The organism is Pantoea sp. EKM101V (genome assembly GCF_011800325.1).
Taxonomy (GTDB): domain Bacteria; phylum Pseudomonadota; class Gammaproteobacteria; order Enterobacterales; family Enterobacteriaceae; genus Pantoea; species Pantoea anthophila.
In genome coordinates this window covers 189,842-200,989 of the sequence record NZ_JAALFP010000009.1, presented here as the reverse complement: position 1 = coordinate 200,989, position 11,148 = coordinate 189,842, and the positions used below count along the sequence as shown (strand labels likewise).

Sequence of the window (11,148 nt, the reverse complement as noted above, 5' to 3'; positions counted from 1 at the left end):
AAACCTCGGTTTAGGCGACGCGGCAAAAAAGACCGTAGGTAATGGCACCGGGCAACTGCCAGATATGAGTTTCTTTTCAATCGTGAGAAGCGGAAACGGATACTGCAAATTTCCGCACGGGCTGATCTTACAGTGGGGTTTTGGTAGCTTTGCGCAGCAGGCAACCACGACAGTTACGCTGCCTGTCGCGTTTCCAACAAGTGGATTTACGGTTGTTGCTAATAAGGGAACGTCAATTCCGCTTAAAGGCGAGTACTGCGTAGGGGCACAGTTTAAGGATAAGTCATCGTTTCTTCTTTCAAATACCGGTCCGGATGCCACTACTCCGCAAGGCATTTGGTGGCTGGCAGTGGGGCACTAAATGAAAAAATACTCACCTTCAAATAATGCGTTTTACGATACCGCTATCAATAAAGTGATACCCGATGATGCGAATGATATTACTGAAACAGAGTGGGCCGATTTGCTAAACGGCCAGGCAGAAGGAAAGCTGATTGCCTGCGGTGCTGACATGCTTCCGTGCCTGACTGAACCACCACTGCCGACAGCTGACGAACTAATCAGCCAGGCAGAGGACAAACGCGGCAGGCTTAGGGCTGAAGCTGATAAGGTTATACTGCCTCTGCAGGATGCGAAAGATTTAGGAATAGCTACAGATGAAGAAGCAAATCAGCTTGTCGCCTGGAAAAAATACCGTGTCATGCTGATGCGGGTGAACCCGGAGGATGCTAAAAAAATAATATGGCCTGAACAGCCTGTCCGATAAGAAGGCTGCGTTATTGTCTGGCTCAGTATTCGTTCTGCATTGTGGAACTGAGCCAAACTTAAAACCCACCGCCAGCCATGAGCGACATACAACAATCTACATTGCTCTCTCAACCTGATAGACATAACGAGCGTGATTATTTTTTGAACAGCAAGTATATTTGGATTTTTTAGAATATTTTAAAGTATTATTGGCAATAATTTATTAATCTATATGTATGCTTAACCAAAAAGAGAAAAACATGAACTTAAAAGAGTTGTCAGATTTCATTCGTAAAAACCTTGCAGCGTGTATTGTTTCTTTACTTATTTTTGGCGCTTTTGGTGCTTTTTTAGTCCAGCAATATATAGTTCTATATGAAAAGAAAAATGAATTAGACCAGCAGGTTAAAGCCTTTTACAATGAAAGCCTTATTAAGCAGGAGGAGTTTTTAAAAAGGGAGAAAGAAGTATATAAGCAAGAGCTCTCAATTGAAAGCGAAAAAGAAACATACGCCAAGAAAGTCTTGGAATTAGATAATTTAAAAATAAAATATGAGAAATTAAATGCTGAGCTTAATGAGAGCGCAAGAGTTTCATCAGTGGAAATGCGTAGGCAAATAGCAGAGGAAAAACTAAATAGCTTAATGTCTGAATTTTCTGCAACAGGTGCTAATTTAAGGACCACTCCTGAATGTAATGATAAAGAAGGCTGGAAACAGTACAACATCGCTAGAGCCAAGCTTAGTGAAGCAATAAGTTTTGCGCGTGCAAATGGACTGTATGAGGACTATGAAGGCTTTTTTGATGCAAATTCATCTTTTATGATGTCAACATGTTGAGTTGCTCTTCATTGAGATTCGTAAACTCTTAATAGATTTATCTTTAATTATGATTAGTGTTGTGCAGTAACCTGAGTCCGCTTTTGGCATAAAGCGGACTCAGAAAAATATACCTCTCTCAGGAATAGTGTTAGCTCAAATTTTAGCTGACACGCTTATTTTATTTCGCACTTTCAGGCCATTCGATATTTGGCGCTTTGCTGGTATCAATCCGGCTCAGCGCCACCCGATAACGTTTCCACTCTGCCAGGCGGGTGATCTCCGCATCTGTCGCAATGCTGATATCAACTGCATCCTGCAGCGGTGCAATGGTCCTGTTTGCCTCATCCATTTCGGCTGCCAGCCTGCTGCTAGCAATCAGCGCCGCATTTTCAGCATCTGTTTCCGGGGCAGTAAAGACGCCGTCACTGTAGCGATAATTTATATCGGGCTGTTCGGGCAGTGCGGTGATATCCACCCATACCAGCGAAGGGTGATAGAGTTTTTCAGGCTTCACATTCAGCGCGACAATTTCCGCGACGCGCTGATTTTCAATGCGGGCATAAGTTTTCATCAACTGTATTCCTCAATAAAAATAACGCCGTCCGAACCATAGTTACCAATAAAAGGATCGGATCGGGTATTACCGCCACCTCCAGCCCCAAAGGTTTTCCCTTTAACGGATAAATTACCGTCTCCGCTTCGCTTGCCGCCGCCCCAGTAACTTACACCGCCATCACCAGAACCGCCCCGATAAGGGTTTGTGGTCGTCGAGATAATGCCGGGCGCATCGCTGCCGTCGCCACCCGGAATATTCAAATCGCCGCCGACTGCCGTTCCGCCCGCGCCGCCCGCATCACCTGATGAAGTATTCACACCGTTGCCCGCTGTCAGCAGGCCGTTGAATGTGCTGCTCGTTGCTGACAGGGTTTCATCGCTGCCACGGCCAACCACGCCGGGGTAAGTTTTGGTGTCGTCCACATTCAGCCATGCGATGACCGTTCCGCCCGCGCCACCGCCTGCGCCGCGGCTTGTGAAGCCGTTGCCCCATCCAAGATAGCCGTAACCTCTGCCACCGCCGCCGGTCAGGATAATCCTGATGCGTTGCGTTCCGGGCGTAGGCTTGTAGTTGATTGCTCCAGGCGTGGTAAAAATCTGGCGGCCAATAATACGCCCTGAGAATTTTTCTGTTAAACCGAGGTTTCTGAGAAACAAACGCCTGGCACAGCGCCGGGCCGCGCTGGCACACTTGCGGCCATTTGCGGAGAACTCAGCGTGCTGATTGGCTATATCAGGGTGTCAACAAATGACCAGAACACGGACTTACAGCGGATTGCGCTGCAGAGCGCAGATTGTGAGCTGATATTTGAGGACAGGATAAGCGGTAAAACCAGCGACAGGCCGGGGCTGAAGAAGGCGCTGCGCTGCTTACAGCCCGGCGACACACTGATCGTGTGGAAGCTGGACCGGCTGGGAAGAAGTATGCGCCACCTTGTGATGCTGACTGAAGAGCTGCGCGAACGTGGCATTAACTTCCGCAGCCTGACTGACAGCATCGATACCAGCACGCCAATGGGCCGGTTTTTCTTCCACGTCATGGGCGCCCTGGCGGAAATGGAACGTGAGCTGATCGTAGAGCGCACCCGCGCCGGGCTGGCCGCTGCGCGTGATAAAGGGCGCATCGGCGGCAGGCGGCGGAAGATGACGCCGGAAACGGTGGATCGTGCCAGGCGGATGCTGGCGCAGGGCGCAACGCTGCTACAGGTGTCACTGGTGCTGGACGTGTCAGTTAAGACGATTTATCGCTATATCACCGCCCCGGAACAGAAAACCCTGCGCGAAAACGGCGCGTCTGTTGTATCAGACACCGCACAACAGCCAGCGCGTGCCCCGTCATAACGGACCATAGACCATAGCGGAACCCCTTCACAGGAGAACCGCCATATGGCACAGGATTATCACCACGGCGTGCGCGTTGAGGAAATCAACGAGGGCACCCGAACCATCACCACCGTCAGCACCGCGATTGTCGGGCTGGTCTGTACCGGCGACGACGCCGACGCGGCCACCTTTCCGCTAAACCGCCCGGTGCTGTTAACCGACGTACTCACAGCCAGCGGCAAGGCCGGAGAGTCCGGCACGCTGGCGCGCTCACTGGACGCCATCGCTGATCAGTCCAAACCCGTCACCGTCGTCGTGCGCGTGCCGCAGGGCGAAACCGAAGCGGAAACTACCGCCAACATCATCGGCGGCGTGGCCGACGGCCAGCGCACCGGCATGAAGGCGCTGCTGGCCGCGCAGTCCGTATGCGGCGTAAAGCCCCGCATTCTCGGCGTGCCAGGCCACGACACCAAAGCCGTCGCCACCGAACTGCTGGGCGTGGCGCAGAGCCTGCGCGGCTTCGCCTACCTGTCAGCTTACGGCTGCAAGAGTGTTGAAGAGGCGATTGCCTACCGCAGCAATTTCAGCCAGCGCGAAGGGATGCTGATCTGGCCTGACTTTATCAACTTTGACACCGTGCTGAAGGCGGACGCGACAGCCTACGCCACCGCCCGCGCGCTGGGCCTGCGCGCTAAAATCGACGAGCAGACCGGTTGGCACAAGTCCCTGTCAAACGTTGGCGTTAACGGCGTCACCGGCATTTCCAAAGACGTTTTCTGGGACCTGCAGGATCCGGCCACTGATGCGGGCCTGCTGAACCAGAACGACGTGACCACGCTGATCCGCAAAGACGGCTTCCGCTTCTGGGGTTCCCGCTGCCTTAGTGATGACGCGCTCTTTCGGTTTGAGTGTTACACCCGCACGGCGCAGGTGCTCATGGACACGATGGCTGAAGCGCAGATGTGGTCCGTTGACGGCGCGCTGAACCCGTCACTGGCCCGTGACATCATCGAAAGCATCCGCGCGAAGCTGCGCAGCCTGGTGAATCAGGGCTATCTGATTGGCGCGGACTGCTGGCTGGACGAGAGCGTGAACGATAAAGACACGCTTAAAGCGGGCAAGCTGCTGATCGATTACGACTACACGCCGGTGCCGCCACTGGAAAACCTGCTGCTGCGCCAGCGCATCACTGACCAGTACCTGGTCGATTTCAGCAGCCGCGTCAGCGCATAAGGAGACTGAAAGATGGCATTACCCCGCAAACTCAAGCACCTGAACGTGTTCAATGCAGGTAACAACTGGCAGGGGCTGGTTGAGTCCGTGACGCTGCCGAAAGTCACCCGTAAGTTCGAAAAATATCGCGGCGGTGGCATGGCCGGTGCGGTGGACATCGACATGGGCCTGGATGATGGTGCGCTGGATACGGAGTTCACCGTAGGCGGCACTGAAGCCCTGCTGTTTAAGCAGCTTGGCACCGAAACCGTGGACGGCATCCAGCTGCGCTTTACCGGCTCCATTCAGCGCGACGACACCGGCGAAGTGCAGGCGGTCGAGCTGGTGACGCGCGGACGCTATAAGGAGCTGGACTCCGGCGAATGGAAAACCGGCGAATCCAGCACCACCAAAGTGTCCGCAACCAACAGCTACGCAAAGCTGACCATTAACGGCGAAGTGGTTTACGAGATCGACATCGTGAACATGATCCACATCGTGGATGGTAAGGACCTGATGGAAGCGCACCGCAACGCGCTGGGCCTGTAATCACACCGGCAGGCCACGCGCCTGCCGCTTATCTCTCTTTTTAACGGAAAAGCATCATGACTGATAAAACCGCTCCAAATGAAAAAGTCGTCGAGCTGGATACCCCGATCCTGCGCGGCAAAACCGAAATCACCTCCGTCACCGTGCGCAAGCCGCAGTCCGGTGCGCTGCGCGGCACCCGCCTGCAGGCGCTGCTGGACATGGACGTGAACGCACTGATCACCGTGCTGCCGCGTATCACCACCCCGGCCCTGACCACGGCGGAAATCAACGAAATGGACCCCGCCGATCTGGTGAGCCTGTCTGTAGAGGTGGTCACTTTTTTGCTGAAGAAGTCGGTCCTGTCGGATTTAGCGACGGCCTGACGGTAGACGATCTGGTGGCGGATATCGCTACCGTCTTTCACTGGCCGCCCTCCGTTACCGAGTCCATGACGCTGACGGAAGTTCTGGAGTGGCGGCACAAAGCAATCCTGCGACACAGGGCCAGCGATGAGTGATAAAAATCTGCGTTTGCAGGTCGTGCTGGGCGCAGTCGATAAGCTGACGCGCCCCTTCCGCAGCGCCCGCGACAGCACACGGGAGCTGGCTGGCACGCTTCGAGACACCCGCAACACCCTTAAAGAGCTGGACGCACAGGCCGGGCGTATCGACGGCTTTCGCAAGACCCGCTCACAGCTTGCCATCACCGCGAATAACCTTAAAGCCGCCCGCGAAGAAGCGGCCCGGCTGGCCGTGCAGTTTACGGAAACAAACAGGCCCACAGCTGCACAGGCCCGCGTGCTGGAGCAGGCAAAAAACCGCGCCAGCCAGCTGCAGCAGACTTACAACGGGCTGCGCCTGTCGGTGCAGCGTCAGCGTGAGGCGCTGGGCGCTGCCGGTATCGACACGAAGAAACTGAGCCAGGCACAGCGCGAACTTAAAAGTCAGTCTGACGAGGCGCGTGCCGCCATTGACCGGCAGCAGCAGTCGCTTAAAAAGCTGGGAGAACGGCAGGCAAAGCTGAGCGCGGTACGTGAGCGATATTCCCGATCGCTTGAGGTGCGCGATCGCGTGGCCGGTGCGGGAGCGGCAACGTCTGCCGCCGGGCTGGCAATGGGTGCGCCGGTACTGGCCGCTGTGAAATCTTCAGCGGCAATGGAAGACGCCATGAAAGGCGTGGCAAAGCAGGTTAACGGGCTGCGCGACGACAAAGGAAACCGCACAAAACAGTTCTATGACATGCAGGCCGCCATCAAGGCCGCCAGTGAGCAGCTGCCGATGGAAAACGGCGCGATTGACTACGCCGCGCTGGTTGAGGGCGGCGCGCGCATGGGCGTGACGAACCAGAACGACTCCTATGAGGACCAGAAACGCGACCTGATGGCCTTTGCCACCACGGCGGCGAAGGCGTCCACCGCGTTTGAGCTGCCTGCCGGTGAGCTGGCCGAAGGGCTGGGCAAGATTGCGCAGCTGTACAAGATCCCTACGCGCAACATCGAGCAGCTGGGCGACGCGCTGAACTACCTGGACGATAACGCCATGTCCAAAGGTTCAGACATCATCGACGTGCTGCAGCGCATGGGCGGCGTGGCTGACAGGCTGGACTACCGCAAAGCGGCCGCGCTTGGTTCGACATTCCTCAGCCTGGGGGCGACGTCGGAAACCGCCGCCAGTGCAGCGAACGCCATGGTGCGCGAGCTGTCCGTAGCCACCATGCAGAGCGACCGGTTTATGGACGGCATGGATCTGCTGAAACTGGACCCGGCGAAGATTGAAAAGCAGATGACCACGGACGCCATGGGCACCATCCAGCGCGTGCTGGAAAAGGTCAACAACCTGCCGAAAGACAAACGCCTGACGGCTATGACGATGGTTTTCGGCAAGGAGTTCGGCAAGGACGCAGCCAAACTCGCGAATAACATGCCTGAGCTGAGGCGTCAGCTGCAGCTGACGCAGGGCGACGGGGCGAAAGGCTCCATGCAGAAAGAGTCGGACATCAATAAGGACTCGCTTTCTGCACAGTGGATGCTGACCAAAACCGGCGTTTCCAACACCATGAGCGGCTTGGGCGATTCGCTGCGCACGCCTCTGATGGACATCATGAACATGGTGAAGAAAGTCACCGGCGTGACTCGTCGCTGGGTGGAAAACAACAAGGAGCTGGCGGGCACGCTGGTAAAAGCAGCGGCGGTCATATCCGTGATTGTGCTGGCGCTGGGTACGTTCATGATCGGCCTGGCGGCGGTGCTTGGGCCGATGGCGCTGCTTCGGCTCAGCTTTAACGTGCTGGGAATAAAAGCCTTCAGCGCGTTCGGATTAATAAAAAGCGCCATCGGCATCGTGGGGAACGGCGTGCTGTGGCTGGGGCGGCTGATGTTCGCAAACCCGATTCTGGCCGTTATCGGACTGATTGCCGCCGGGGCGCTGCTTATCTGGCAGAACTGGGACACGCTGGGGCCGAAACTTGCCGCGCTGTGGGACGGTATCAGCACAAAGGTCAGCAGCGTCTGGACCGCGATTCGCACCTACATCAGCACAAAGTGGGGCGAGATTGTAGCCGACGCGAAGGCGCTGCCCGCGCGGTTTCAAGAGGCCGGTTCACAGATGATTGACGGCCTGATGGCGGGCATCAGTCAGAAGTGGAACGCCATCAAAAACAAGCTGTCGTCACTGACCGACTACCTGCCGGACTTTCTGAAGCCGGGCGGCGATAAGTCCGGCGGGCCGCACCTGCCGCGCGCGGCGCAGGCAAAAACGGGGGGCGGCGTATCCCTGCCGCCGGGCGGTTTTCCGGCTTTTGCGGGCATGTACGACAGCGGCGGCTTTATCCCGTCCGGCAAGTTTGGTGTGGCCGGTGAGAACGGACCGGAGCTGGTCAGCGGTCCGGCGAACGTGACCAGCCGCCGGAGCACAGCACGGCTGGCGGCACTGGCGGCGCTGACGCTGGGCGGCGCAGCGACGGCGGAGACAAAGCCCCTGCACCCGCTGAGCCTGCCAGTTCAGGCGTACCGGCAGGAAGCGCCGTGCATGAGTGGCAGTGCTGCACAGGCAGCTGCGCCGCAGATTCACGCCTCCTTCACCATTGTGCAGCAGCCGGGGCAGAGCCAGCAGGATCTGGTTGATGAGGTGATGCGCAGGCTGGAGGCAAAAGAGCGGCAGGCGCAGGCCCGCGCCCGCAGCAGTTACCGGGACAGGGGAGGATTTGAGGAATGATGATGACGCTGGGCTTATTTGTTTTCATGCTGAGGACGGTGCCCTATCAGGAACTGCAGTATCAGCGCAGCTGGCGTTTCCCGTCAAACAGCCGCGTGGGCGTGAGGCCGTCGCTGCAGTTTTTAGGCCCGGACAACGACACGCTGACGCTTTCCGGCGTGCTGCTGCCGGAGATTACCGGCGGCAGGCTGTCGCTGTTCGCGCTGGAGCAGATTGCGGAGCTGGGCCGCGCGTGGCCGCTTATCGAGGGCAGCGGGACGATTTACGGCATGTTCGTGATTGAAAGCCTGAGCCAGACCAAAGCGGAGTTCTTCAGCAGCGGTGTGTGCCGCCGCATTGAATTCACGCTGACGCTGAAGCGCACCGATGAATCGCTGGGCGAGATGTTCGGCAGCCTCAGCGATCAGCTGTCTGCCATGCAGGGCGCCGCCGCCACCGCCGCCGGTAAGGTGAGCGCCGCAGCGGGAGGATTATTTTCATGATGACCAGCCCGTGGATTAACGGCCAGCAGAACTCACCGGCGTTCCGGCTGACGATGGACGGCGCAGACATCACGCAGAAGCTGGAAAAGCGCCTGCTGAGCCTGACGCTTACCGACAACCGGGGCTTTGAGGCGGACCAGCTGGACATCGAGCTGGACGACGCGGACGGCCAGCTGCAGCTGCCGCGCCGGGGCGTCGTGCTGTCGCTGTCGCTGGGCTGGCAGGGTGAGGCACTTTTTCCGAAAGGCAGCTATGTGGTTGACGAAATCGAGCACAGCGGCACGCCTGACCGCCTGACACTGCGGGCGCGCAGCGCGGACTTCCGGCAGACCCTGAACACGAAGCGGGAGAAGTCCTGGCACAAAACCACAGCGGGCGAAATTGTCCGGGATATCGCCGGGCGGCATAAGCTGAAGACGGCGATGGGTGAGGACATGGCCGCCGCAGAAATTGACCATATTGATCAGACCAACGAATCAGACGCCAGCTTTCTGATGCGCCTGGCTAAACAGTGCGGTGCGGTGGCCTGCGTCAAGGACGGTAATCTGCTGTTTATCCGCCAGGGGCAGGGGAAAACGGCAAGCGGCAAAGCGCTGCCGGTAATCACCCTTCAGCGCAGGGACGGAGACAGCCACCGCTTCACCCTGGCGGACCGCGACTCTTACACCGGCGTGATCGCCAGCTGGTTGCACACCCGCGAACCGGTAAAAAAAGAGGTGGCGAAGGTAAAGCGCAGGCGCAAATCCACTGCAAAGAAAAAAGAGCCGGAGGCTAAACAGGGCGACTACCTGATCGGCACGGATGAAAACGTGCTGGTACTGAGCCGCACTTACGCAAACCGTAGCAATGCAGAACGAGCTGCCAAAATGCAGTGGGAACGCCTGCAGCGTGGTGTGGCAACGTTCTCAATCCAGCTGGCACAGGGACGCGCAGAGCTTTACACGGAAATGCCGGTGAAGGTTAGCGGCTTCAAGCGGCAGATAGATGTGGGAGAATGGATCATCACAACGCTGACGCACAGCCTGACCGCTGATAGCGGATTTACTACCAGTATCGAGCTGGAAGTGAAAATAGACTCACTTGAAATGGAATAGAGCTATCTCAAAGTGGTTTATTTCAGTATTATTAATCTCAATTGGGTTTTGGAGACGACGTGATGATGAATTGCCCTTTATGCGGGAATGCCGCACATACTCGCAGCAGCTTTCAGGTATCAGCAACAACTAAAGAAAGATACAACCAGTGCCAGAACATCAATTGCAGCTGCACGTTTAAATCTCATGAGACCGTGTCTGAGATCATCATGAAGCCCGGTAGCGTTAAATCTGTGCCGCCGCATCCTGGAAGAAATCAGCAGCAACCACTGTGGCTATGATTGCTGCCGAATCTGACCAAAAGCAATAAGGGTATGAACTTATCCTCTGGAGGTTGCTGAGTCACAGTCTTAGGTATTTGGTTAACTCAGCAGCTCTCAATCATTCTTCAGAAGATCCCCAAGAAATTTCCAGGTATGGATGCGTAAAATTCACGCTGTAATCACGAGATTGTAATGCGTCAATAATATCATCGAGAAATTCAGCAATGTCTTCATCTCTCAGCTTATAGCTTGCTTTCGAACTACCAAATCTTTGGCAGTCATTGCACTCATACCAGATTGAGTCCATCAAATCTTTAAAGCGCATATTTTTTTTACCGCGTTCTGTGGCTTCGCGGGCATCATCTGCATCACGTTCGAACATTATTAGCATCTCCATTTTTCTGAATAATAAAAACTTAATTACTACAGGATGTATATGTAGGAGTGAGATCAAAAACTCAAGCTTAAAAATGTTAAAAATAAAAGTTTAGCTAATGTATGAAATAAGATGCTGATCTAACTGGGATTATGAAATGAAAATTCTTTTCCAACGGTGTTTTTGCATCTTGTAAAATGGAGTTTATCAATATATTCAAATGCTTATGAGAAGTGATGTTGCATAAAAATGACTGCTCATTAAAAATTTTAATCAGTGAAGGTTGGTTTGCAATATGATTGGTTGCAACAGCGATTAGTGATAAATGGCTGCTGCCATTTTGCTGCCAATGGTAAAATCTTAAAACAAAAAAGCCACCCTTAAAGGTGGCTTAACTGCATGATTTTAATCATTAAATTTGGTGGCCCCTGCTGGGCTTGAACCAGCGACCAAGCGATTATGAGTCGCCTGCTCTAACCACTGAGCTAAGGGGCCAGCGGAGCGGGGATTATAAAGTATCTCTTCAGGGCGA

The 11,148-nt window shown here is 55.2% G+C and carries 14 protein-coding genes, 1 tRNA gene and 1 pseudogene; 12 read left to right on the top strand and 4 right to left on the bottom strand.

All coding sequences use genetic code 11. The annotated features are described in order from the left end of the window. The 3 genes and pseudogenes from HFD92_RS15600 to HFD92_RS15590 all read left to right on the top strand — a co-directional run. Positions 1–361: pseudogene (locus HFD92_RS15600) on the top strand (hypothetical protein); the annotation flags it as partial. Further along, positions 362–766 (top strand): tail fiber assembly protein, encoded by a 405-nt coding sequence (locus tag HFD92_RS15595; RefSeq protein ID WP_167429225.1) that lies wholly within the window; start codon positions 362–364, stop codon positions 764–766. 241 nt (positions 767–1,007) lie between these two features. Continuing rightward, positions 1,008–1,586, top strand: coding sequence for a hypothetical protein (locus HFD92_RS15590; RefSeq protein WP_167429224.1), 579 nt, complete (start codon positions 1,008–1,010; stop codon positions 1,584–1,586). 160 nt (positions 1,587–1,746) lie between these two features. Here the strand turns inward: HFD92_RS15590 and HFD92_RS15585 are convergent, their stop codons facing one another. Continuing rightward, positions 1,747–2,139, bottom strand: coding sequence for a tail fiber assembly protein (locus tag HFD92_RS15585; RefSeq protein WP_167429223.1), 393 nt, complete (start codon positions 2,137–2,139; stop codon positions 1,747–1,749). After that, positions 2,139–2,780, bottom strand: coding sequence for a hypothetical protein (locus HFD92_RS15580; RefSeq protein WP_255461722.1), 642 nt, complete (start codon positions 2,778–2,780; stop codon positions 2,139–2,141). Before HFD92_RS15580 ends, HFD92_RS15585 begins: the two co-directional genes overlap by 1 nt. A 60-nt stretch (positions 2,781–2,840) precedes the next feature. On the opposite strand from HFD92_RS15580, the gene HFD92_RS15575 reads away from it, so the two are divergent. From HFD92_RS15575 to HFD92_RS15535, 9 genes are all read left to right on the top strand, one after another. After that, a complete protein-coding gene (locus HFD92_RS15575; RefSeq protein WP_167429222.1) occupies positions 2,841–3,464 on the top strand; it encodes a recombinase family protein in 624 nt (207 codons plus the stop codon). Between the two features lie 45 nt (positions 3,465–3,509). Further along, positions 3,510–4,679: a phage tail sheath protein gene (locus HFD92_RS15570; protein WP_167429221.1), complete on the top strand. Its 1,170-nt coding sequence runs from the start codon at positions 3,510–3,512 to the stop codon at positions 4,677–4,679. A gap of 12 nt (positions 4,680–4,691) precedes the next feature. After that, complete coding sequence (locus tag HFD92_RS15565) at positions 4,692–5,207, top strand: phage major tail tube protein (RefSeq protein ID WP_009086863.1); 516 nt, start codon at positions 4,692–4,694, stop codon at positions 5,205–5,207. Positions 5,208–5,263: 56 nt separating this feature from the next. After that, positions 5,264–5,572 (top strand): phage tail assembly protein, encoded by a 309-nt coding sequence (locus HFD92_RS15560; RefSeq protein ID WP_137244587.1) that lies wholly within the window; start codon positions 5,264–5,266, stop codon positions 5,570–5,572. Positions 5,573–5,586: 14 nt separating this feature from the next. Further along, complete coding sequence (locus tag HFD92_RS15555; RefSeq protein WP_033786692.1) at positions 5,587–5,706, top strand: GpE family phage tail protein; 120 nt, start codon at positions 5,587–5,589, stop codon at positions 5,704–5,706. Beyond that, positions 5,699–8,401, top strand: a complete 2,703-nt coding sequence (locus tag HFD92_RS15550) for a phage tail tape measure protein (RefSeq protein ID WP_167429220.1) — start codon at positions 5,699–5,701, stop codon at positions 8,399–8,401. Before HFD92_RS15555 ends, HFD92_RS15550 begins: the two co-directional genes overlap by 8 nt. After that, on the top strand, positions 8,398–8,883 hold the full coding sequence (locus HFD92_RS15545; protein WP_060680943.1) for a phage tail protein: 486 nt from the start codon (positions 8,398–8,400) through the stop codon (positions 8,881–8,883). The genes HFD92_RS15550 and HFD92_RS15545 overlap by 4 nt, the downstream gene beginning before the upstream one ends. Beyond that, complete coding sequence (locus HFD92_RS15540; RefSeq protein ID WP_167429219.1) at positions 8,880–9,977, top strand: phage late control D family protein; 1,098 nt, start codon at positions 8,880–8,882, stop codon at positions 9,975–9,977. The genes HFD92_RS15545 and HFD92_RS15540 overlap by 4 nt, the downstream gene beginning before the upstream one ends. A 62-nt stretch (positions 9,978–10,039) precedes the next feature. Then, the gene (locus tag HFD92_RS15535) at positions 10,040–10,258 is read left to right on the top strand and encodes an ogr/Delta-like zinc finger family protein (protein WP_167429229.1); all 219 of its coding nucleotides are present in this window, start codon (positions 10,040–10,042) and stop codon (positions 10,256–10,258) included. 100 nt (positions 10,259–10,358) lie between these two features. On the opposite strand, the gene HFD92_RS15530 is transcribed toward HFD92_RS15535, so the two are convergent. Together HFD92_RS15530 and HFD92_RS15525 are read right to left on the bottom strand one after the other, a co-directional pair. After that, complete coding sequence (locus HFD92_RS15530; protein ID WP_167429218.1) at positions 10,359–10,622, bottom strand: hypothetical protein; 264 nt, start codon at positions 10,620–10,622, stop codon at positions 10,359–10,361. Between the two features lie 413 nt (positions 10,623–11,035). Beyond that, positions 11,036–11,111 (bottom strand) — tRNA-Ile (locus tag HFD92_RS15525). Positions 11,112–11,148 lie beyond the last annotated feature (37 nt).